Source organism: Pseudomonas sp. GW822-FHT02E03 (genome assembly GCF_058802325.1).
The window spans coordinates 41,909-63,200 of sequence record NZ_JBXAOA010000020.1 but is presented as its reverse complement, the minus strand read 5'-3'; the positions used below and the strand labels follow the sequence as shown (position 1 = coordinate 63,200).

Here is a 21,292-nt window from a genome sequence, read left to right as displayed (position 1 = left end):
CCCATGACAGCGACTATAAAGCTCGGCCAGTTGGCCGAGTTCCTCGGCGCCACCTTGCGTGGCGACCCGAAGAAAGCAATTACTGGGCTAGCCACTTTGCAAGAGGCTGGCCCAGCTCAGTTGAGCTTTCTGGCAAATCCTCAATACCGTAAATACCTGGCTGACAGTCGGGCCGCAGCCGTATTGCTGAAGGCCGCTGACGCAGAAGGTTTTGCCGGTGATGCACTGGTGGTGCCGGATCCGTATCTGGCCTACGCGCGCGTTTCCCACTTGTTCGATCCCAAACCCAAGGCGCCTGCCGGTATTCACCCGACAGCGGTGGTGGCAGCGGATGCAGTGGTCGATCCAGCGGCGAGCATCGGTGCCTTTGCGGTCATCGAAAGTGCAGCGCGTATTGGCGCAGGTGTGACCGTTGGAGCTCATTGCTTCATCGGTGTGCGCTGCGAAATCGGCGAAGGCGGCTGGTTGGCCCCGCGGGTCACGCTGTATCACGATGTGCGCATCGGTAAACGGGTGGTGATTCAATCCGGTGCCGTGCTCGGCGGTGAAGGCTTCGGTTTTGCCAACGAGAAAGGTGTCTGGCAGAAAATCGCCCAGATCGGCGGTGTCTCGATCGGCGATGACGTGGAAATAGGCGTAAATACCGCTATCGATCGCGGCGCACTGGCCGATACCGTTATCGGCAATGGTGTGAAGCTCGACAACCAGATTCAGATCGCTCACAACGTCCAGGTCGGTGATCACACTGCCATGGCCGCCTGTGTGGGGATCTCCGGCAGCACCAAAATCGGCAAGCATTGCATGCTCGCCGGTGGCGTAGGGCTGGTGGGACATATCGAGATTTGCGACAACGTTTTCCTGACCGGGATGACCATGGTGACCCACTCGATTACCGAGCCGGGTTCCTATTCTTCCGGTACGGCGATGCAACCGGCAGCCGAATGGCGCAAAAGCGCGGCACGTATCCGTCAGCTCGATGACATCGCGCGACGACTGCGACAGCTGGAAAAGCGTGTAGGGGACGTGACCCCTGACGGTAATGCTTCATCAGATGGCTGATACCATTTCCATATCAAGTGTGCACAGCCGCTAGACTGCCTCCTTGATTTGCTAGAGGAGTGCGCGTCAGTCGCGCGCTCCCAATCTTTACATAGGCTTCCCCCCGAAATGATGGACATCAACGAGATTCGCGAATACCTGCCTCACCGTTACCCGTTCCTGCTGGTGGACCGGGTCGTGGATCTGGATGTGGAAGGCAAGCGCATTCGCGCCTACAAGAATGTCAGCATCAACGAACCGTTCTTCAATGGTCACTTCCCTGCGCATCCAATCATGCCGGGCGTATTGATCATCGAAGCGATGGCTCAGGCTGCCGGGATCCTTGGTTTCAAAATGCTCGACGTGAAGCCTGCCGACGGCACGCTTTATTACTTCGTCGGCTCCGACAAGTTGCGCTTCCGTCAGCCTGTGCTGCCGGGCGATCAGTTGATCCTGGAAGCCAAGTTCCTGAGCTGCAAGCGTCAGATCTGGAAGTTCGAATGCCAGGCTTCGGTCGATGGCAAGCCAGTCTGCTCCGCTGAAATCATCTGCGCGGAACGCAAACTATGAGTTTGATTGACCCTCGCGCAATCATCGATCCGACGGCCATTCTGGCCGACGACGTCGAAGTCGGCCCTTGGTCGATCATCGGCGCAGGTGTGGAAATCGGCGAGGGGACAGTGATCGGGCCGCATGTGATTCTCAAGGGCCCGACCCGAATCGGTAAGCACAACCGCATCTACCAGTTTTCTTCGGTAGGCGAGGACACGCCCGATCTGAAATACAAGGGCGAAGAAACCCGTCTGGTCATCGGTGACCACAACGTCATCCGTGAAGGCGTGACGATTCACCGCGGGACCATTCAGGACCGTTCGGAAACGACCCTGGGCGATCACAACCTGATCATGGCCTATGCCCACATCGGTCACGACAGCGTTATTGGCAACCACTGCATCCTGGTCAACAACACCGCGTTGGCGGGCCATGTGCATGTTGAAGACTGGGCGATCCTGTCCGGTTTTACCCTGGTTCACCAGTATTGCCACATTGGCGCCCACAGCTTTTCCGGCATGGGCACTGCCATTGGCAAGGACGTTCCAGCCTATGTGACGGTATTCGGCAACCCGGCCGAAGCCCGCAGCATGAACTTCGAAGGCCTGCGCCGTCGCGGCTTCAGCGAAGATGCGATCCACGCCCTGCGTCGTGCCTACAAGGTGGTTTACCGCCAGGGCCTGACGGTCGAGCAGGCGCTTGTCGAGCTGGCCGAACCCTCGCTGCAGTTCCCGGAAGTCGCGGTGTTCCGTGACTCCATCCAGTCTTCGACCCGCGGCATCACCCGTTAACCATGGCCAATTTGCGTATTGCGCTGGTGGCGGGAGAGGCTTCCGGTGACATTCTGGGTGCGGGCCTCATGCGCGCACTCAAGGTTCAGCATCCGGCGGTCGAGTTCATCGGTGTCGGCGGTCCGCTGATGCAGGCCGAAGGCTTGACGTCGTATTTCCCGATGGAACGCCTTTCTGTCATGGGGCTGGTGGAAGTGCTGGGCCGTTTGCGCGAGCTGTTGGCACGTCGCAAGAAACTGGTCGCAGACCTGATCGCCGAGAAGCCGGACGTGTTCATCGGTATCGATGCCCCGGACTTCAACCTCAATATCGAACTCAAGCTGCGTCAGGCCGGGATCAAGACCGTGCATTACGTCAGCCCGTCGGTCTGGGCCTGGCGACAGAAGCGGGTGCTGAAGATTCGCGAAGGTTGCGACCTGATGCTGACGCTGTTCCCGTTCGAAGCTAAATTTTATGAAGAGAAGGGCGTGCCGGTGCGGTTTGTCGGCCATTCCCTGGCCGATGCGATTCCGCTTGAGGCTGATCGCGCCGCAGCGCGTGCCGAACTTGGCTTGCCGGATGGGCCGCTGGTCGCCCTGATGCCGGGTAGCCGGGGTGGTGAGGTCGGGCGCCTTGGTGCGCTGTTCCTCGACACCGCCCAGCGCGTGCGTGCCATGCGCCCGGGCGTACGGTTCGTCATGCCGTGCGCGAGCCCGCAGCGTCGGGCCCAGCTTGAAGAGCTGCTGGCCGGTCGCGATCTGCCGCTGACCTTGCTCGACGGCAAGTCCCATCTGGCCTTGGCTGCTTGCGATGCCGTGTTGATCGCTTCGGGCACCGCTACGCTGGAAGCCTTGTTGTACAAGCGGCCGATGGTGGTCGCTTATCGCTTGGCACCGCTGACGTTCTGGATTCTCAAACGGATGGTGAAGAGTCCCTACGTCTCGTTGCCGAATCTGCTGGCCCAGCGCCTGCTGGTGCCGGAGTTGTTGCAGGACGATGCGACGGTTGAGGCCTTGGCCCAGACCCTGTCGCCACTGATCGAAGGTGGCCAGGAGCAGACCCGAGGCTTTGACGAAATCCACCGAACCCTGCGCTTGGACGCCTCCAATCAGGCAGCGGACGCGGTACTGAACCTGATTGGCAGAGCATAATGAGCAAAGCAAGCAAGCAGCTGGGCCTGGATTTTATGCTGGTCGATGAGGTTGTAGATCTGGTGGCGGGTGTCGATGAAGTCGGTCGCGGCCCGCTGTGCGGTGCGGTGGTGACGGCGGCAGTGATCCTCGATCCGAGCCGCCCCATCCTGGGCCTCAACGATTCCAAAAAGCTCACCGAAGCCCGTCGCGAAGCGCTTTACGACGAAATCTGTGAAAAGGCCCTGAGTTGGTATGTCGCTCGCGCTGAAGTAGAAGAAATCGACGAACTGAACATTCTTCACGCCACCATGCTGGCCATGCAGCGTGCCGTCGAAGGGCTGCATATTCAGCCGAAACTGGCGATGATCGACGGCAACCGTTGCCCGAAGCTCTCGATGCGCGCCGAAGCGGTAATCCAGGGCGACGGCAAGGTACCGGCCATTGCCGCGGCATCGATTCTGGCCAAGGTCAGCCGTGATCGGGAAATGGCGGCATTCGAACTGATTTATCCGGGTTACGGGATCGGAGGCCATAAAGGCTACCCGACACCCGTTCATCTGGAAGCGCTGGCCCGCTTGGGGCCTACCCCAATCCATCGTCGCTCGTTCGCCCCGGTGCGCTTGGCGTATGAAGCGCGGGAAAACCTGATCGGGAGTTAGTCGCAGGCTGATGTTTTACTCAAGGCCCGGTACAATCCGGGCCTTGTTGTCTTCACGTTTCTAGTTTCTAGACAGGATCACTATGCCGGCTTCATTCGTTCATCTACGCCTGCACACTGAATATTCCCTGGTCGACGGTCTGGTGCGGATCAAACCGCTGGTCAAGACCCTGGTCGGCATGAACATGCCTGCCGTGGCGGTCACTGACCAGAACAACATGTGTTCCCTGGTCAAATTCTATAAAGCGGCCATGGGTGCGGGGATCAAGCCGATCTGCGGCGCCGACCTGTGGCTGTCGAACAAGGATCCGGACAACTCCTTGAGCCGGATCAGCCTGTTGGCGATGAATGCGGTGGGTTATCGCAACCTCACCGAACTGATCTCCCGTGGCTTCATCGACGGCCAGCGCAATGGCTCGGTGATCATCGAGCGCGAGTGGGTGGCTGAAGCCAGCGAAGGCTTGATCATGCTGTCGGCGGCGAAAGAGGGCGAGATCGGTCTGGCCATGCTCAGCGGCAACCCGGACGAAGCCGAAACCCTGGCTCGCGAGTGGATGGCGGTGTTCCCGGATCGCTTCTATCTGGAAGTCCAGCGCACCAGCCGCCCCAATGACGAAGAACAACTGCACGGCGCCGTGGCGCTGGCGGCGAAGATCGGTGCGCCGCTGGTGGCGACCAACGACGTGCGCTTCATCAAGCAGGAAGACTTCGAAGCCCACGAAACCCGCGTGTGCATCGGTGAGGGCCGCGCCCTCGACGATCCGCGGCGTTCGAAGAATTACAGTGATCAGCAATACCTCAAAAGCGCCGAGGAAATGGCCGAGCTGTTCAGCGACTTGCCCGAGGCGCTGGAAAACACCGTTGAGATCGCCAAGCGCTGCAACATCGACGTGAAGCTGGGCAAGCACTTCCTGCCCAACTTCCCGATTCCCGATGGCATGACCATCGACGAGTACTTCCGCAAGGTTTCCTTCGACGGTCTGGAAGAGCGCCTCACCGTTCTGCTGCCCAAGGACACCACTGAAGACTACGAAGCCAAGCGTCAGGTTTATGTCGACCGGTTGAATTTCGAGCTGGATATCATCATCCAGATGGGCTTCCCCGGTTACTTCCTGATCGTGATGGACTTTATCCAGTGGGCCAAGAGCAACGGCGTGCCGGTCGGTCCTGGTCGTGGGTCGGGTGCCGGGTCGCTGGTGGCCTATGTGCAGAAGATCACCGACCTCGACCCGCTGGAATATGACCTGCTGTTTGAACGTTTCCTTAACCCGGAACGGGTTTCCATGCCCGACTTCGACGTCGACTTCTGCATGGACGGCCGTGACCGCGTGATCGATTACGTGGCCGAAAAATACGGCCGTAACGCGGTTAGCCAGATCATCACCTTCGGTTCCATGGCGGCGAAAGCCGTGGTTCGTGACGTGGCGCGGGTGCAGGGCAAGTCCTACGGTTTGGCGGATCGTCTGTCGAAGATGATTCCGTTCGAAGTCGGCATGACCCTGGAAAAAGCCTACGAGCAGGAAGAAATCCTGCGCGACTTCATCAAGGTCGATGAGGAGGCTGCGGAAATCTGGGAAATGGCGCGCAAGCTTGAAGGCGTTGTGCGTAACGTCGGCAAACACGCCGGTGGTGTGGTAATCGCGCCGACCAAGCTGACCGACTTCTCGCCGATTTATTGCGACGAAGCGGGCGATGGCCTGGTAACCCAGTTCGACAAGGATGACGTTGAGGCGGCCGGTCTGGTGAAGTTCGACTTCCTGGGGTTGCGGACGCTAACGGTCATCGACTGGGCGCTGAAAACCATCAACCGCGATCGCGCCAAGGTCAACGAGCCGCCGCTGGATATCGCCTTTATCCCGCTGGACGACAAACCGACCTACACGCTGTTGCAAAAAGCTGAAACCACCGCGGTGTTCCAGCTCGAGTCGCGCGGCATGAAAGAGCTGATCAAAAAGCTCAAGCCCGACTGCCTGGAAGACTTGATCGCACTGGTGGCCCTGTTCCGTCCGGGCCCGCTGCAATCGGGCATGGTGGACGACTTCATCAACCGTAAGCACGGTCGCGCGGAACTCGCGTACCCGCACTCGGATTACCAGTACGAAGGCCTCAAGCCCGTCCTGGCGCCGACTTACGGCATCATCCTGTATCAGGAACAGGTGATGCAGATTGCCCAGGTCATGGCCGGTTACACCCTTGGCGGTGCGGACATGCTGCGTCGAGCCATGGGTAAGAAAAAACCCGAAGAAATGGCCAAGCAACGCGGCGGTTTCATTGAGGGTTGCGCCACCAACAATATCGATGCCGACCTGGCCGGTAACATCTTCGACCTGGTAGAAAAGTTCGCCGGTTACGGCTTCAACAAATCCCACTCCGCCGCGTATGGCCTGGTGTCGTACCAGACCGCCTGGCTGAAAGCCCACTACCCGGCGCCGTTCATGGCCGCGGTGCTGTCGGCGGATATGCACAACACCGACAAGGTCGTGACCTTGATCGAAGAAATTCGCACCATGAAGCTGCGTCTCGACGCGCCGGATGTGAATACTTCGGAGTTCAAGTTCACGGTGAATGACGAAGGCCGCATTATTTATGGCCTCGGCGCAATCAAGGGTGTGGGCGAAGGGCCGGTGGAAGCGATCACCGAGGCGCGTCAGGACGGGCCGTTCAAGGATCTGTTCGATTTCTGCGCCCGTGTCGATCTCAAGCGGATCAACAAGCGCACCCTGGACGGTTTGATCCGCAGCGGCGCGCTGGATCGTCTGGGCCCGTATTTTCATGACGAACCCAAAGCCTATCAAGCCAGCATCGACCAGAACCGCGCGGTCTTGTTGAACGCGATGGAAGGGGCGATCAAGGCTGCCGAACAAACCGCGCGCACCCACGACAGTGGTCACGCCGACCTGTTTGGCGGGCTGTTTGTCGAGGAAGACGCCGACGTCTACGCCAATCATCGCAAGGCCAAGGAACTGACCCTCAAGGAACGCCTGAAAGGGGAGAAAGACACCCTGGGCCTGTACCTGACCGGTCACCCGATCGACGAATACGAAGGCGAGATCCGTCGCTTCGCCCGTCAGCGCATCATCGATCTGAAGCCGGCTCGCGATACCCAGACAGTCGCGGGCATGATCATCGCCCTGAGAGTGATGAAGAACAAAAAGGGCGACAAGATGGGTTTCATTACCCTCGACGATCGCTCCGGCCGGATCGAAGCCTCGCTGTTCGCCGACGCCTTCCACTCCGCGCAGTCGCTGTTGCAGACCGACGCGATGGTGGTGGTCGAAGGCGAAGTCAGTAATGACGACTTCTCTGGCGGCCTGCGGCTGCGGGTCAAGCGCGTGATGAGCATGGAAGATGCGCGCACCAACCTGGCCGAAAGCCTGCGCCTGAAATTGCACACCAAGGATTTGAAGGGCGATCAGCTACGCTGGCTGGGTGAGCTGTTCAAGCGCCACCGCGGCGCGTGCCCGATCACCATGGAGTACACCAGTCCCGATGCGAAGGCCTTGTTGCAGTTCGGCGAGACCTGGCGGATCGATCCGGCGGATGCCTTGATTCAAGCCCTGCGTGACCAGTTCGGGCGAGACAACGTCTTCCTCCAATACCGTTGACGGTCAGGTGCCATTCTTTACCATTAGAGCGCGCCTGATCCCGACCCAAATTTTTAATCTCGACCTGAACGCGCCTGTCCCTTAAGGTAGGGCGCGAATAGACAACCGGCCGGCCCAAGCTCTCTTGGAAGGTCGACCCAAGACGGACGCCTATGAACCCGAATTTTCTAGATTTCGAACAGCCGATCGCCGACCTGCAAGCCAAGATCGAAGAGTTGCGCTTGGTCGGTAATGACAATTCGCTGAATATCGGCGATGAGATCTCCCGCCTGCAGGACAAGAGCAGCACGCTGACCGAAGACATCTTCGGCAAGCTGACCAGCTGGCAGATCGCACGTCTGGCGCGTCACCCGAAACGTCCGTATACCCTGGACTACATCGAACACATCTTCACCGAGTTCGACGAACTGCACGGCGACCGTCACTTCTCCGACGACGCTGCGATCGTTGGCGGCATTGCCCGTCTGGACGACCAGCCGGTGATGATCATCGGTCACCAGAAAGGCCGCGAAGTGCGCGAGAAGGTTCGCCGCAACTTCGGTATGCCGCGTCCTGAAGGCTACCGCAAGGCGTGCCGTCTGATGGAAATGGCCGAGCGTTTCAAAATGCCGATCCTGACCTTCATCGACACCCCGGGTGCTTACCCAGGCATCGACGCCGAAGAGCGCAACCAGAGCGAAGCAATTGCCTGGAACCTGCGCGTCATGGCTCGTCTGAAAACCCCAATCATTGCCACCGTGATCGGTGAAGGTGGTTCCGGTGGTGCATTGGCGATCGGCGTCTGCGATCAGCTGAACATGCTGCAGTACTCGACCTACGCGGTGATTTCGCCGGAAGGTTGCGCTTCGATTCTGTGGAAAACTTCCGAGAAGGCTCCGGATGCTGCTGAAGCCATGGGCATTACTGCCGAGCGTCTGAAGGGCCTGGGCATTGTCGATAAAGTGATCGGCGAGCCATTGGGCGGCGCTCATCGTGATCCGGCCGCTGCGGCTGCCTCGATCCGCGCCGAGCTGAGCTCGCAACTGGCGATGTTGAAGAAGTTCGATAACAAGGCGCTGTTGGCCCGTCGTTATGAGCGTCTGATGAGCTACGGTCTCTGATCTGACCTCGGCTTTAATAATGTGGGAGCGGGCTTGCTCGCGAAAGCGGTATAACAGTCGACTGATGTGTTGAATGTTGAACCGCCTTCGCGAGCAAGCCCGTTCCCACATTTGATTTGTGCGAAGTGATCGATATGAGTCAGCCCACGATTGATTTGCCTGCCAGACTCCTGCTGAAACTTGCACCGTGGCGCAACGCCACAACCTGGCGCATCGCCTTCTCCGGTGGCCTCGACTCCACCGTCCTGCTGCACCTACTCGCCCATCTCGCAAAAACCCAATCCCTGCCGACGCTGACCGCCATCCATGTCCACCACGGCCTTCAGACTGCGGCTGATGCGTGGCCGGAACATTGTCAGTCGGTCTGTGATGCGTTGGGAGTGCCGCTAGAAGTCGTGCGCGTTCAGGTTGAACCCGGCGCCAGCCTTGAGCGTGCGGCGCGGGATGCGCGTTATGGCGCCTTCATCGCGGCGACTCACGTCGGTGACGTGCTGCTCACGGGCCAACACCGCGACGATCAGGCGGAAACCCTGTTGTTTCGGCTGATGCGTGGGGCAGGGGTGAGAGGGTTGTCGGGAATGCCGAGCGAGCGTCCTTTGGGTCGGGGGCATCTGTTGCGGCCGTTGCTCGACGTAACGCGTGCCGAGCTTGAGGCCTATGCGACTGAATATCAGTTGGGCTGGATCGAGGATCCGTCGAACCAGGACCGCCAGTTCTCGCGCAATTATCTGCGTCATCAGGTGTTCCCGGTGTTGACTGCGCGCTGGCCGCAAGCGGTGGCGACCATGGCTCGCAGCGCCGCGCATCTGAGCGAAGCGCAAGAACTGCTCGACGAATTGGCGCAAATCGATCTGGCCCGTGCCACCACGGTCAGCGATTTCGATTGGCTGGGTTTGCCGTCGCTGGCGCTGGCACCATTGGAAAAACTGTCTGATGCGCGTCAGCGCAATGCGTTAAGTCATTGGCTCAAGCCGCTGACGACTTTGCCGGACAGTGACCATTGGTCGGGTTGGGAGAATTTGCGTGATGCGACCGGCGATGCGCGTCCGGTCTGGCGGCTGGCGGCGGGTGAATTGCATCGCGCGGGTAGGCGTGTCTGGTGGTTGTCGGGTGGCTGGCTGCGCACTCCGCCATCCCCGGTGTCTTGGGCTGATCCCTCGGTATCACTGGCGTTGCCGGATAACGGTGTACTCACGTTCACCGGTCAGATCCCCGTTGGCCCGCTGCAGATCCGCTATCGTGAGGGAGGCGAGGTGATGAACCTGCCCGATCGCGGCCACCGTGACCTGAAGCGTTTGCTCAACGAAAGCGGTGTGCCGGGCTTCGCCCGTGGCAGATTGCCGCTGGTCTACAGAGGCCAGCAATTGCTGGCGGTGGCGAACCTGCGGGGGCTAAATGGCGGTGAGCAAAGTGGCTGGAATTTGCATTGGCAGCCGCAGATCGAAGATCAAGGTTTGAGCTGAAAGGGGCTTTCCGGTAGACTACGCTCCCTTCTTGATACAACTTCTGTGGATTCGCCTGAATCGCAGGAGTTGCCGATTACCAAGCAGTCTTTGCTGGGCGATTCCAAAAAATGTGTAGCGAGCAACCTACCGGTGTTTCATCTACCGGTCTGTCCCAACGCGGCGGTTTTTTTGAAAGGTGCACTGTGATTAATGCAGGTGATCGGGGGCTTCGGCCTTCCTTCGCTTTCCCCGGCGGCTCGGACCGCTTTAACGCAGACTTCTAGGGTTTTTCATGACGCGCTACATATTCGTCACGGGCGGTGTTGTTTCTTCATTGGGGAAAGGCATTGCCTCGGCTTCATTGGCGGCCATCCTGGAGGCGCGGGGACTTAAGGTCACCATGCTGAAGCTGGACCCGTACATCAACGTTGACCCGGGCACCATGAGCCCGTTCCAGCACGGTGAAGTGTTCGTCACCCACGACGGCGCCGAGACCGACCTGGACCTGGGCCACTACGAGCGGTTCATCCGCACGACCATGACCCAGAACAACAACTTCACCACTGGCCGTGTCTACGAACACGTCCTGCGCAAAGAGCGCCGTGGTGATTACCTGGGCGCAACCATTCAGGTGATCCCGCACATCACCGACGAAATCAAGCGCCGGATCATCAAGGGCGCCGGTGATGCCGACGTGGCCATGGTCGAGATCGGTGGCACCGTGGGTGACATCGAATCGCAACCGTTCCTCGAAGCGATCCGTCAATTGCGTTTCGAAGTCGGCGCCAAGCGCGCGATGCTGATGCACCTGACGCTGGTGCCGTACATCGCCACTGCCGGCGAAACCAAAACCAAGCCGACTCAGCACTCGGTCAAGGAACTGCGTTCCATTGGCCTGCAGCCAGACGTGCTGGTATGCCGTTCCGATCACCCTATCGACATCTCTTCGCGCCGCAAGATCGCGCAGTTCACCAACGTTGAAGAACGTGCGGTGATCGCGCTGGAAGACGCCGACACCATCTACAAGATCCCGGGCATCCTGCACTCCCAGGGTCTGGATGATTTCGTCGTCGAGCGTTTCGGCCTGCAATGCGACAGCGCCGATCTGTCCGAGTGGGAAGCGGTGGTAGATGCCAAGCTGAACCCGGAGCACGAAGTCACCATCGCGATGGTCGGCAAGTACATGGAACTGCTGGACGCCTACAAGTCGCTGATCGAAGCGATGAGTCACGCCGGCATCAGCAACCGCACCAAGGTCAACCTGCGCTACATCGATTCCGAAGACATCGAAAACCAGGGCACCGCGCTGCTGGAAGGCGTCGACGCGATTCTGGTACCAGGTGGCTTTGGTCTGCGTGGCGTTGAAGGCAAGATCACTGCCGTTCAATACGCTCGTGAAAACAAGATTCCATACCTGGGTATCTGCCTGGGCATGCAAGTGGCCGTTATCGAGTTCGCTCGTAACGTCATGGGCTGGAAAGACGCCAACTCCACCGAGTTCGATCGCACCAGCGGTCACCCGGTGGTGGGTCTGATCACCGAGTGGGAAGATGCCACTGGCGCAGTCGAAACCCGTACCGAAACCTCCGATCTGGGTGGCACCATGCGCCTCGGCGCTCAGGATTGCCTGCTTGAGCCAGGTTCCCTGGTGCACGATTGCTATGCCAAGGACGTGATCGTCGAGCGTCACCGTCATCGCTACGAAGTGAACAACAACCTGCTGCCGCAAATCATCGAGGCCGGTCTGAAAATCTCCGGTCGTTCCGGTGATGGCGCGCTGGTTGAAGTGGTCGAAGCACCGGATCATCCATGGTTCGTCGCTTGCCAGTTCCACCCTGAGTTCACCTCGACACCGCGCGACGGTCACCCGTTGTTCAGCGGCTTCGTCAAAGCCGCTTTGGCCCAACACCAGAAGAAGGCGTAAACCAGATGGCACAGAAGATCATCCGCGTAGGCAACATCGAAATTGCCAACGACAAGCCAATGGTGCTGTTCGGTGGCATGAACGTGCTGGAAAGCCGCGACATGGCGATGCAGGTCTGCGAAGAGTACGTAAAGGTCACCGAGAAACTCGGTATCCCTTACGTGTTCAAGGCCAGTTTCGACAAGGCGAACCGTTCTTCTGTGACCTCTTACCGTGGCCCCGGCCTGGAAGAGGGCATGCGGATTTTCCAGGACATCAAGCAAGCCTTTGGTGTGCCGGTCATCACCGACGTCCACGAGCCTGATCAGGCCGCGGTCGTCGCTGAAGTCTGCGACATCATCCAGTTGCCGGCCTTCCTGTCGCGCCAGACCGACCTCGTGGTCGCGATGGCCAAGACCGGCGCGGTGATCAACATCAAGAAAGCCCAGTTCCTCGCGCCTCAGGAAATGAAACACATCCTGAACAAATGCGTAGAAGCCGGTAACGATCAGTTGATCCTCTGCGAGCGTGGTTCGAGCTTCGGCTACAACAACCTGGTCGTCGACATGCTTGGCTTCGGCATCATGAAGCAGTTCGAGTACCCGGTGTTCTTCGACGTGACCCACGCGCTGCAAATGCCTGGCGGTCGCTCCGATTCAGCCGGCGGTCGTCGTGCCCAGGTCACCGACCTGGCCAAGGCAGGCATGAGCCAGTCGCTGGCCGGTCTGTTCCTCGAAGCGCACCCGGACCCGGACAACGCCAAATGCGACGGCCCTTGCGCCTTGCGCCTGGACAAACTGGAACCCTTCCTGGCCCAGCTCAAGGCACTGGACGAATTGGTTAAAAGTTTTCCGACAGTAGAAACCGCGTAAACCCCGATTCTCCGGTAAAGTACTGCACGGTTTAACGCTCAGGCCCTCGGGCTTGAGCCTTATCGTCCGCAAGCCTGCCCCCTGTCTGTCACTTGCCGACGATAAAGATTTCCTTCAGCTGCGTCGTTTTCGTCAACTTTGGAGTGTTCACAACAATGGCAAAAATCGTCGACATCAAAGGTCGTGAAGTTCTCGACTCCCGTGGCAATCCCACTGTGGAAGCAGATGTGCTTCTCGATAACGGCATCATCGGCAGCGCTTGCGCGCCATCCGGTGCTTCCACTGGCTCGCGTGAAGCACTCGAGCTGCGTGATGGCGACAAGAGCCGTTACTTGGGCAAAGGCGTTCTGAAAGCCGTCGCCAACATCAACGGTCCGATCCGCGACCTGTTGCTGGGTACAGACCCAAGCGACCAGAAAGCGCTGGATCACGCGATGATCAAGCTGGACGGCACCGAAAACAAAGCGACCCTGGGCGCCAACGCGATCCTCGCCGTTTCCCTGGCCGCGGCCAAGGCAGCTGCTCAGGACCAGGACCTGCCGCTGTACGCTCACATCGCCAACCTGAACGGCACCCCGGGTGTTTACTCGATGCCGGTTCCGATGATGAACATCATCAACGGTGGCGAGCACGCCGATAACAACGTCGACATCCAGGAATTCATGGTTCAGCCAGTAGGCGCCAAGTCTTTCTCGGAAGGTCTGCGCATGGGCACCGAGATTTTCCATCACCTTAAAGCTGTACTGAAGGCTCGTGGTCTGAGCACTGCCGTTGGTGATGAAGGTGGTTTCGCGCCGAACCTGGCCTCCAACGAAGACGCTTTGAAAGTGATCTCCGAAGCCGTGGCCAACGCCGGTTACAAGCTGGGCACCGACGTGACCCTGGCTCTGGACTGCGCAGCCAGCGAATTCTACGAAGACGGCAAGTACAACCTGTCCGGCGAAGGCCAGGTGTTCACCGCTGAAGGTTTCGCTGATTACCTGAAAGGTCTGACCGAGCGTTACCCGATCATCTCCATCGAAGACGGTCTGGACGAGTCCGACTGGGCGGGCTGGAAAATCCTCACCGACAAAATCGGCGAGAAGACTCAGCTGGTGGGCGACGACCTGTTCGTAACCAACACCAAGATCCTGAAAGAAGGCATCGATAAAAAGATCGCCAACTCGATCCTGATCAAGTTCAACCAGATCGGCACCCTGACCGAAACCCTGGAAGCGATCCAGATGGCCAAGGCCGCTGGTTACACCGCCGTCATCTCGCACCGCTCCGGCGAAACCGAAGATTCGACCATTGCCGACCTGGCTGTGGGCACTGCGGCTGGCCAGATCAAGACCGGCTCCCTGTGCCGTTCCGACCGTGTTTCCAAGTACAACCAACTGCTGCGTATCGAAGAGCAGTTGAATGGCAAAGCCAAGTACAACGGTCGTAGCGAGTTTCGCGGCTGAGTGGTAAACGATAAAAAGACACCGGATTGTGTCGGAAAAATCGCAGCAGCGATGGATTTGCCACTAATCTGATGCCTTAAGAGCACAAGCCTGGTTCTTCCAGGCTTCGTGCTATCAGAAGCTTCAAAGTTTTGGCATGGCTGTCTTTTTTCACTGGATACCTGATATTCGATGCGCAGTCCCAATTGGTTGTTTCTCGTCTTGCTCTTGCTGCTGGCCGGCCTGCAGTACCGCCTGTGGGTGGGTAATGGCAGTCTGGCGCAAGTGGCCGAGCTGAAGCAGCAGATTGCGGATCAACACGCCGAGAACGAGGCGTTGCTGGAGCGCAATCGGGTGATGGACGCCGAAGTCAGCGAATTGAAAAAGGGCATGGAGACCGTTGAAGAACGGGCTCGTCATGAGTTGGGCATGGTCAAGGACGGTGAAACCCTTTACCAGTTGGCCCAATGATTAATTCGTTACCGGCCTTCTGGGCCGTGATTCCTGCCGCGGGCGTCGGTGCCCGTATGGCCGCGGACCGTCCCAAGCAATACTTGCAACTGGGCGGGCGCACTATTCTCGAACACAGCCTCGGCTGTTTCCTCGATCATCCTGCCCTGAAGGGGTTGGTGGTCAGTCTTGCAATCGACGATCCTTACTGGCCGAACCTGGCCTGTGCTGCCGATCCGCGTATTCAGCGGGTCGAAGGTGGCGCCGAGCGCTCCGGGTCGGTACTCAATGCCTTGCTGCATTTGCATGCCCAAGGCGCTGACGATGAGGATTGGGTGTTGGTGCACGATGCTGCACGACCGAATCTGGCGCGTGATGATCTCGATAAATTGCTCAGTGAGCTGGCTGATGATCCGGTTGGCGGTCTATTGGCGGTGCCTGCGCGCGATACCCTCAAGCGGGTCGACAAGCATGGGCGCGTGCTGGAAACGGTGGATCGCAGCGTGATCTGGCAGGCCTATACGCCGCAGATGTTTCGCCTTGGCGCGTTGCATCGGGCGTTGGCCGATAGTCTGGTGGCCGACGTTGTCATCACCGATGAAGCTTCGGCCATGGAATGGGCGGGTTTGGCGCCGCGCCTGATTGAAGGGCGATCCGATAACATCAAAGTCACTCGCCCTGAAGACCTTGAATGGTTGCGCCAGCGATGGGCTAACCGTCGCTAAGCCCGAGTCGCGCCTTTCGCGAGCAAGCCCGCTCCCACATTTGATCTCCGTCGGTTACGTGTTTGGGGTATGACACAGAACCAATGTGGGAGCAGGCTTGCTCGCGAAAGCGGTGGTCCAGTCAACGAATTTATCGCTGAATGCATTGGCAGGTCTAACCACGATACTCCGGCCGTTCAGCCAACCCTTCCTTCAAGTAGTCCACCAACTTGCGCACCTTCGGCGACAGATGCCGTTGCTGTGGGTAAAGCGCCCACACGGCGGTGTTCGGCGGCTGATGGGCTTCCAGCAGCGAAATCAATTCGCCGTTTTTCAGGTATTCCAGCACGTAGTAATCCGGCAACTGACACAACCCAACCCCTTGTAGTGCGGCATCCAGCACTGCCTGCCCACTGTTGCAGCGCCAGTTTCCCTGTACTCGCTGGGAAAATTCCCGCCCGTTCTGCTCCAGTTGCCAGATGTCCGAGCTACCGATGAGGCAGTTATGGCGACTCAATTCCGACAAGCTGTGTGGGCGACCATACCGTTCCAGGTAGGACGGTGAGGCGCACAGGTACATGCGCCGTGGTGCCAGGCGCGTCGCGACCAATCTGGAATCCTGCAAGCGGCCGAGGCGGATGGCCAGGTCCAGCCCTTCATGCACCAGATCGAGCGGGCGATTGCTCAGCTCGATGTCGACGCGCAGTTGTGGATACAGCCCCATGAAGCGAGTCACCAGCGGCACGATGAAGCGTTCTCCGTAGGCTACGGCACAGGTCATGCGCAGCATGCCCTTGGGTTCGCTGGTCAGGTCGCCGACAGCGCGCAAGGCTTCTTCGCGACCGTCCTGCAAACGCTGACAATGTTGCAAAAAGGTTTGCCCTGCCTCGGTCAAGGTGACTCGGCGGGTGCTGCGATAGAGCAAACGGGTTTGCAGGCGCTCTTCCAGCCGTACGATTTGGCGACTGATATGAGAAGAAGACACCCCAAGGCGTTCGGCCGCGGCAGTGAATTGGCTGCACTCAGCGACGGCGACGAACTCATCGATGCCTTCCCAGCGGTTTTCGGACATCAGGATTATCCCTGTGTGGCAATAATGTTTTGCTTTTGTCCTGATTATTCATCGTAAGGCGCTGTATTACACTCATTGTCTTGTTTTTATTCACTGGAGAGTCAGCATGATCAAGTCGCGCGCCGCCGTTGCCTTCGAGGCCAAGAAACCCCTCGAGATCGTTGAAGTCGATGTCGCCATGCCCAAGGCTGGGGAAGTTCTGCTGCGCGTCGTCGCCTCCGGTGTTTGCCATACTGATGCCTATACCCTCTCGGGCGCGGACCCGGAAGGTATCTTCCCGTCGATCCTGGGTCACGAAGGTGGCGCGGTGGTCGAAGCGATCGGCGAGGGCGTGACTTCGGTCGCGGTTGGCGACCATGTGATCCCGCTGTACACCCCGGAATGCGGCAAGTGCAAATTCTGTCTGTCGGGCAAAACCAACCTCTGCCAGGCAATTCGTGCGACACAGGGTAAAGGCCTGATGCCGGATGGCACTTCGCGTTTTTCCTACAAGGGCGAAACGATTTTCCACTACATGGGTACCTCGACTTTTTCCGAGTACACCGTGCTGCCGGAAATCTCCGTCGCCAAAATTCCTAAAGAAGCACCCTTGGAAAAAGTATGCCTGCTGGGTTGTGGCGTCACCACTGGCATCGGCGCGGTAATCAACACCGCCAAGGTCAAGCCGGGTGACACCGTCGCCATTTTCGGTCTGGGCGGAATCGGTCTGTCGGCTGTGATTGGCGCGGTCAAAGCCAAGGCAGGGCGGATCATCGCCATCGACATCAATCCGGCCAAGTTCGAGATCGCCAAGCAACTGGGCGCGACCGATTGTGTAAACCCGAAAGACTTCGATCGTCCTATTCAGGAAGTGATCGTCGACATGACCGATGGCGGCGTCGACTTTTCCTTCGAGTGCATCGGCAACGTCCAGCTGATGCGTGCTGCACTTGAGTGCTGCCACAAAGGTTGGGGTGAGTCGGTGATCATCGGCGTGGCCGGTGCCGGTCAGGAAATCTCAACCCGTCCGTTCCAACTGGTGACCGGTCGCGTCTGGCGCGGTTCGGCGTTCGGTGGTGTGCGTGGGCGTACCGAGTTGCCGAGCTATGTTGAAATGGCCCAGACCGGCGAGATTCCGCTGGATACCTTCATCACCCACACGATGGGCCTCGAAGATATCAACAAGGCGTTTGACCTGATGCATGAAGGCAAGAGCATCCGTTCCGTCATCCATTTCTGAGGTCGGTCATGAGCCTGGAAAATATCTCCTGTCAGAAAAGCTTCGGGGGCTGGCACAAGCGCTATCGGCACCGCTCCGACGTGCTCGGTTGCGACATGGTGTTTGCCGTGTACCTGCCGCCGCAAGCGGAGCAGGGCGGTAAGCTGCCGGTGCTGTACTGGTTGTCCGGCCTGACCTGCACCGACGAGAACTTCATGCAAAAGGCCGGCGCCATGCGCATGGCCGCCGAGCTGGGGCTGATCATCGTCGCACCGGATACCAGCCCGCGCGGCCCAGATGTGCCGGGTGACCCGGATGGCGCCTGGGACTTCGGTCTCGGTGCCGGTTTTTATCTGAATGCCACTCAGGAACCCTGGTCCCGGCACTATCGGATGCATGATTATGTCGTGCAGGAATTGCCGGCATTGGTCGAAGCGCATTTCCCGACATCGGACAAGCGTGGCATCAGTGGTCACTCCATGGGCGGCCACGGTGCGTTGGTCTGCGCGTTGCGCAATCCGGGGCGTTATCTGTCGGTGTCGGCGTTCTCGCCGATCAACAATCCAATGGATTGCCCTTGGGGCCAGAAAGCCTTTTCCCGTTACTTGGGAGAAGACCGTTCGAAGTGGCGCGAATGGGATGCCTGTGCATTGATCGCCGAGGCTGACGAGAAGCTGCCGCTGCTGGTCGATCAGGGGGATCGCGATGATTTCCTGGCCACCCAGCTCAAGCCTGAAGCCTTGCAACAGGCCGCCAAACTGGCGGATCATCCGTTGACGTTGCGTCTGCAACCGGGCTACGACCACAGTTATTTCTTCATCGCCAGCTTCATTGATGACCACCTGCAACATCATGCGCGCGCGCTAAGCGCGTAGGGTCTGTTGACGTTCGGTGACGGCCGCGTTGCGCGCCAAGTTGCGCGATGCTGCGTTGCGGGATTTGCCAAGGGAACAACCATTGGCTGTATCCCGCGCCTTGCCTCGCACAACTTGGCACTGCAACGCGGCTCGCCACCAAACGTCAACAGACCCTAATGTCCGACAAAGCAGGTAGAATCACGCCCTGACAAAAATCGGGGCGTTTTTTTATGCGTATTGGCCACGGCTATGATGTGCACCGTTTCGCTGAAGGCGATTTCATCACTCTGGGCGGCGTGCGGATTGCTCACAGCTTCGGGCTGCTCGCCCATTCCGACGGCGACGTCCTGCTGCACGCCTTGAGCGACGCGTTGCTCGGCGCTGCCGCGCTGGGTGATATCGGCAAGCATTTTCCGGACACCGACCCGCAATTCAAGGGCGCCGACAGCCGTGTGCTGTTGCGTCACGTTGTCGCGCTGATCCACGCCAAGGGCTGGAAAATCGGCAACGTCGATAACACCATCGTCGCCCAAGCCCCGAAAATGGCCCCCCATATCGAATCGATGCGCGCGCTGATTGCCGCGGATCTTCAAGTTGAGTTGGATCAAGTGAACGTGAAAGCTACCACCACCGAAAAGCTTGGCTTTGTCGGTCGCGAAGAAGGTATTGCCGTGCACTCCGTTGCCTTGTTGCTGCGCGCATGAACGAGGCGCAATTGCTCGGCCCCCGGGCCTATGGTGAAGCCCTGGGCAGCGCGGTACTGAAAGCCACGGCTGAAGATTTCCAGGTCGACGAAGTCCTTGATATCCCTCTCAGTGGTGATGGCGAACACCTGTGGATCTGGGTGGAAAAGCGCGGTCTGAATACTGAAGAAGCGGCACGGCGCATCGCCAAGGCAGCGGGTGTGCCGTTGCGCACCGTCAGCTATGCCGGCCTCAAGGACCGTCAGGCGCTGACGCGCCAGTGGTTCAGTGTGCAACTGCCGGGCAAGGCTGATCCTGATCTGTCGGCGGCGGAAAACGACACGCTGAAAATCCTCAAGACCGGTCGGCATAAACGCAAACTGCAACGCGGTGCCCACTCGGCCAATGGCTTCACCTTGCGCTTGACCCAGTTCACCGGTGACAAGGCGGCGATCGAAGAGCGTCTGCAACTGATCGCCAAACAAGGTATTCCCAATTATTTCGGCGCCCAGCGATTCGGCTTTGATGGCGGCAACGTCGTCGACGCCCGTGCCTGGGCCGCGCGCAAGGCCTTGCCGGAGCAGCGCAATGTGCGTTCGCGCCTGCTCTCCACCGCCCGTAGTTTTCTGTTCAATCAAGTGTTGGCGGCGCGCGTCGCCGATGGCACCTGGCAGCGCGCGCAGGTGGGTGATCTGCTGGCGTTCACCGACAGCCGCAGTTTCTTCCCGGCGGGTGAAGCCGAATGCAGCGATCCTCGTCTGGCTATTCTCGACCTGCACCCGACCGGCCCGCAGTGGGGCGAAGGTGACTCGCCGACGTCAGGCGCAGTCCATGAACTGGAGCAGGCAATCGCCGCGCGCGAAGCGGATCTGCGCGATTGGTTGATTAACGCCGGAATGAGCCACGAACGTCGCATCCTGCGGCTGCCCATTGGCGGGTTGACGTGGCATTATCCCGAGCCTGACATTCTGCAACTGGAATTCGTCCTGCCGGCCGGATGCTTCGCCACCGTATTGGTGCGTGAACTCGTCGATCTGGTGCCGGTGGGGCAGACGGACAGCCCATGCGTATTCTGATTTCTAACGACGATGGGGTAACCGCACCCGGTCTCGCCGCGCTTTATGCTGCGCTGGCGGATTACACCGAATGCGTGGTTATCGCCCCGGACCAGGACAAAAGCGGCGCCAGCAGCTCGCTGACGCTCGACCGTCCGTTGCACCCGCACACCCTGGCCAACGGCTTTATCAGCCTTAACGGTACACCCACCGACTGCGTGCACCTGGGCCTTAACGGCTTGCTGGAGTTTGAGCCGGACATGGTGGTTTCCGGCATCAACCTGGGGGCCAACCTGGGGGATGACGTGCTGTATTCCGGCACTGTGGCGGCGGCCCTCGAAGGGCGCTTCCTTGGGCGTCCTTCGTTTGCCTTTTCGTTCGTCTCACGGCAAGTAGAGAACCTTCCCACAGCCGCTTATTTTGCGCGCAAACTGGTAGAGGCTCACGCGGACCTTGATCTGCCACCGCGCACGGTACTGAACGTGAACATTCCCAACTTGCCGCTGGAGCACATCCGCGGTATCCAGCTGACCCGCCTCGGCCATCGCGCCCGCGCCGCGGCACCGATGAAAGTGGTCGACCCGCGGGGTAAATCCGGTTACTGGATCGCCGCGGCGGGGGACGCTGAAGATGGCGGCCCGGGTACCGATTTCCATGCGGTGATGCAAGGCTATGTTTCAATCACGCCACTGCAACTGGATCGCACCTTTAATGATGCCTTCAGAAGTCTCGATGGCTGGCTGGAGGGTCTGCGTTAATGGCTCGTGAACAAG

At 59.2% G+C, this 21,292-nt stretch carries 19 protein-coding genes; 18 read left to right on the top strand and 1 reads right to left on the bottom strand.

The annotated features are described in order from the left end of the window. Nucleotides 1-3 precede the first annotated feature (3 nt). The 13 genes from lpxD (at nt 4) to ispD (ending at nt 15,675) form a co-directional block, all read left to right on the top strand. The gene (gene lpxD / locus AC1RQB_RS16665) at nt 4-1,059 is read left to right on the top strand and encodes a UDP-3-O-(3-hydroxymyristoyl)glucosamine N-acyltransferase (RefSeq protein ID WP_008072668.1); all 1,056 of its coding nucleotides are present in this window, start codon (nt 4-6) and stop codon (nt 1,057-1,059) included. A 108-nt stretch (nt 1,060-1,167) separates the two neighbouring features. Then, nucleotides 1,168-1,608, top strand: coding sequence for a 3-hydroxyacyl-ACP dehydratase FabZ (gene fabZ / locus AC1RQB_RS16660; protein ID WP_007907157.1), 441 nt, complete (start codon nt 1,168-1,170; stop codon nt 1,606-1,608). Beyond that, the gene (gene lpxA, locus AC1RQB_RS16655) at nt 1,605-2,381 is read left to right on the top strand and encodes an acyl-ACP--UDP-N-acetylglucosamine O-acyltransferase (RefSeq protein ID WP_063342640.1); all 777 of its coding nucleotides are present in this window, start codon (nt 1,605-1,607) and stop codon (nt 2,379-2,381) included. The genes fabZ and lpxA overlap by 4 nt, the downstream gene beginning before the upstream one ends. Nucleotides 2,382-2,383: 2 nt before the next feature. After that, complete coding sequence (gene lpxB / locus AC1RQB_RS16650) at nt 2,384-3,511, top strand: lipid-A-disaccharide synthase (protein WP_008072670.1); 1,128 nt, start codon at nt 2,384-2,386, stop codon at nt 3,509-3,511. Beyond that, nucleotides 3,511-4,152: a ribonuclease HII gene (rnhB, locus tag AC1RQB_RS16645; RefSeq protein WP_063342641.1), complete on the top strand. Its 642-nt coding sequence runs from the start codon at nt 3,511-3,513 to the stop codon at nt 4,150-4,152. Before lpxB ends, rnhB begins: the two co-directional genes overlap by 1 nt. 82 nt (nt 4,153-4,234) lie before the next feature. Then, complete coding sequence (dnaE, locus tag AC1RQB_RS16640) at nt 4,235-7,756, top strand: DNA polymerase III subunit alpha (protein ID WP_008072672.1); 3,522 nt, start codon at nt 4,235-4,237, stop codon at nt 7,754-7,756. Nucleotides 7,757-7,908: 152 nt separating this feature from the next. After that, nucleotides 7,909-8,856 carry an acetyl-CoA carboxylase carboxyltransferase subunit alpha gene (locus tag AC1RQB_RS16635; RefSeq protein ID WP_008010221.1) on the top strand — a complete coding sequence of 316 codons (948 nt, stop codon included), beginning with the start codon at nt 7,909-7,911 and terminating at the stop codon, nt 8,854-8,856. A 134-nt stretch (nt 8,857-8,990) separates the two neighbouring features. Then, a complete protein-coding gene (tilS, locus tag AC1RQB_RS16630) occupies nt 8,991-10,319 on the top strand; it encodes a tRNA lysidine(34) synthetase TilS (RefSeq protein ID WP_063342642.1) in 1,329 nt (442 codons plus the stop codon). Nucleotides 10,320-10,593: 274 nt separating this feature from the next. Beyond that, entirely contained in the window at nt 10,594-12,225 is a 1,632-nt protein-coding gene (gene pyrG, locus AC1RQB_RS16625; RefSeq protein WP_008072674.1) for a CTP synthase, read from the top strand. Nucleotides 12,226-12,230: 5 nt separating this feature from the next. Then, nucleotides 12,231-13,076, top strand: coding sequence for a 3-deoxy-8-phosphooctulonate synthase (gene kdsA, locus AC1RQB_RS16620; RefSeq protein WP_008072675.1), 846 nt, complete (start codon nt 12,231-12,233; stop codon nt 13,074-13,076). Between the two features lie 155 nt (nt 13,077-13,231). Next, nucleotides 13,232-14,521 carry a phosphopyruvate hydratase gene (gene eno, locus AC1RQB_RS16615; RefSeq protein WP_008072676.1) on the top strand — a complete coding sequence of 430 codons (1,290 nt, stop codon included), beginning with the start codon at nt 13,232-13,234 and terminating at the stop codon, nt 14,519-14,521. Nucleotides 14,522-14,692: 171 nt separating this feature from the next. Then, complete coding sequence (ftsB, locus tag AC1RQB_RS16610) at nt 14,693-14,971, top strand: cell division protein FtsB (RefSeq protein ID WP_007907178.1); 279 nt, start codon at nt 14,693-14,695, stop codon at nt 14,969-14,971. Further along, complete coding sequence (gene ispD / locus AC1RQB_RS16605) at nt 14,968-15,675, top strand: 2-C-methyl-D-erythritol 4-phosphate cytidylyltransferase (protein ID WP_008072677.1); 708 nt, start codon at nt 14,968-14,970, stop codon at nt 15,673-15,675. Before ftsB ends, ispD begins: the two co-directional genes overlap by 4 nt. 154 nt (nt 15,676-15,829) lie before the next feature. Here the strand turns inward: ispD and AC1RQB_RS16600 are convergent, their stop codons facing one another. Beyond that, nucleotides 15,830-16,726, bottom strand: coding sequence for a LysR substrate-binding domain-containing protein (locus tag AC1RQB_RS16600; protein ID WP_008072678.1), 897 nt, complete (start codon nt 16,724-16,726; stop codon nt 15,830-15,832). Between the two features lie 106 nt (nt 16,727-16,832). Here AC1RQB_RS16600 and AC1RQB_RS16595 point away from each other — a divergent pair, with 106 nt between their 5' ends. The 5 genes from AC1RQB_RS16595 to surE all read left to right on the top strand — a co-directional run bounded on the left by AC1RQB_RS16595 (nt 16,833) and on the right by surE (nt 21,277). Further along, complete coding sequence (locus tag AC1RQB_RS16595) at nt 16,833-17,945, top strand: S-(hydroxymethyl)glutathione dehydrogenase/class III alcohol dehydrogenase (RefSeq protein WP_007907184.1); 1,113 nt, start codon at nt 16,833-16,835, stop codon at nt 17,943-17,945. Nucleotides 17,946-17,953: 8 nt separating this feature from the next. Beyond that, entirely contained in the window at nt 17,954-18,799 is an 846-nt protein-coding gene (gene fghA, locus AC1RQB_RS16590) for an S-formylglutathione hydrolase (RefSeq protein ID WP_008072679.1), read from the top strand. A 212-nt stretch (nt 18,800-19,011) separates the two neighbouring features. After that, complete coding sequence (gene ispF / locus AC1RQB_RS16585; RefSeq protein ID WP_063342643.1) at nt 19,012-19,485, top strand: 2-C-methyl-D-erythritol 2,4-cyclodiphosphate synthase; 474 nt, start codon at nt 19,012-19,014, stop codon at nt 19,483-19,485. Beyond that, nucleotides 19,482-20,540, top strand: a complete 1,059-nt coding sequence (truD, locus tag AC1RQB_RS16580; RefSeq protein ID WP_008072681.1) for a tRNA pseudouridine(13) synthase TruD — start codon at nt 19,482-19,484, stop codon at nt 20,538-20,540. The genes ispF and truD overlap by 4 nt, the downstream gene beginning before the upstream one ends. After that, on the top strand, nt 20,528-21,277 hold the full coding sequence (gene surE / locus AC1RQB_RS16575; RefSeq protein ID WP_063342644.1) for a 5'/3'-nucleotidase SurE: 750 nt from the start codon (nt 20,528-20,530) through the stop codon (nt 21,275-21,277). The genes truD and surE overlap by 13 nt, the downstream gene beginning before the upstream one ends. The last annotated feature ends 15 nt before the right edge of the window (nt 21,278-21,292 follow it).

What these genes read in the sequence shown, in the direction of transcription:
- lpxD (WP_008072668.1), top strand. Translation starts at nt 4, where the DNA reads ATGACAGCGACTATAAAGCTCGGCCAGTTGGCCGAGTTCCTCGGCGCC.
- fabZ (WP_007907157.1), top strand. Translation starts at nt 1,168, where the DNA reads ATGATGGACATCAACGAGATTCGCGAATACCTGCCTCACCGTTACCCG.
- lpxA (WP_063342640.1), top strand. Translation starts at nt 1,605, where the DNA reads ATGAGTTTGATTGACCCTCGCGCAATCATCGATCCGACGGCCATTCTG.
- lpxB (WP_008072670.1), top strand. Translation starts at nt 2,384, where the DNA reads ATGGCCAATTTGCGTATTGCGCTGGTGGCGGGAGAGGCTTCCGGTGAC.
- rnhB (WP_063342641.1), top strand. Translation starts at nt 3,511, where the DNA reads ATGAGCAAAGCAAGCAAGCAGCTGGGCCTGGATTTTATGCTGGTCGAT.
- dnaE (WP_008072672.1), top strand. Translation starts at nt 4,235, where the DNA reads ATGCCGGCTTCATTCGTTCATCTACGCCTGCACACTGAATATTCCCTG.
- AC1RQB_RS16635 (WP_008010221.1), top strand. Translation starts at nt 7,909, where the DNA reads ATGAACCCGAATTTTCTAGATTTCGAACAGCCGATCGCCGACCTGCAA.
- tilS (WP_063342642.1), top strand. Translation starts at nt 8,991, where the DNA reads ATGAGTCAGCCCACGATTGATTTGCCTGCCAGACTCCTGCTGAAACTT.
- pyrG (WP_008072674.1), top strand. Translation starts at nt 10,594, where the DNA reads ATGACGCGCTACATATTCGTCACGGGCGGTGTTGTTTCTTCATTGGGG.
- kdsA (WP_008072675.1), top strand. Translation starts at nt 12,231, where the DNA reads ATGGCACAGAAGATCATCCGCGTAGGCAACATCGAAATTGCCAACGAC.
- eno (WP_008072676.1), top strand. Translation starts at nt 13,232, where the DNA reads ATGGCAAAAATCGTCGACATCAAAGGTCGTGAAGTTCTCGACTCCCGT.
- ftsB (WP_007907178.1), top strand. Translation starts at nt 14,693, where the DNA reads ATGCGCAGTCCCAATTGGTTGTTTCTCGTCTTGCTCTTGCTGCTGGCC.
- ispD (WP_008072677.1), top strand. Translation starts at nt 14,968, where the DNA reads ATGATTAATTCGTTACCGGCCTTCTGGGCCGTGATTCCTGCCGCGGGC.
- AC1RQB_RS16600 (WP_008072678.1), bottom strand. Translation starts at nt 16,726, where the DNA reads ATGTCCGAAAACCGCTGGGAAGGCATCGATGAGTTCGTCGCCGTCGCT.
- AC1RQB_RS16595 (WP_007907184.1), top strand. Translation starts at nt 16,833, where the DNA reads ATGATCAAGTCGCGCGCCGCCGTTGCCTTCGAGGCCAAGAAACCCCTC.
- fghA (WP_008072679.1), top strand. Translation starts at nt 17,954, where the DNA reads ATGAGCCTGGAAAATATCTCCTGTCAGAAAAGCTTCGGGGGCTGGCAC.
- ispF (WP_063342643.1), top strand. Translation starts at nt 19,012, where the DNA reads ATGCGTATTGGCCACGGCTATGATGTGCACCGTTTCGCTGAAGGCGAT.
- truD (WP_008072681.1), top strand. Translation starts at nt 19,482, where the DNA reads ATGAACGAGGCGCAATTGCTCGGCCCCCGGGCCTATGGTGAAGCCCTG.
- surE (WP_063342644.1), top strand. Translation starts at nt 20,528, where the DNA reads ATGCGTATTCTGATTTCTAACGACGATGGGGTAACCGCACCCGGTCTC.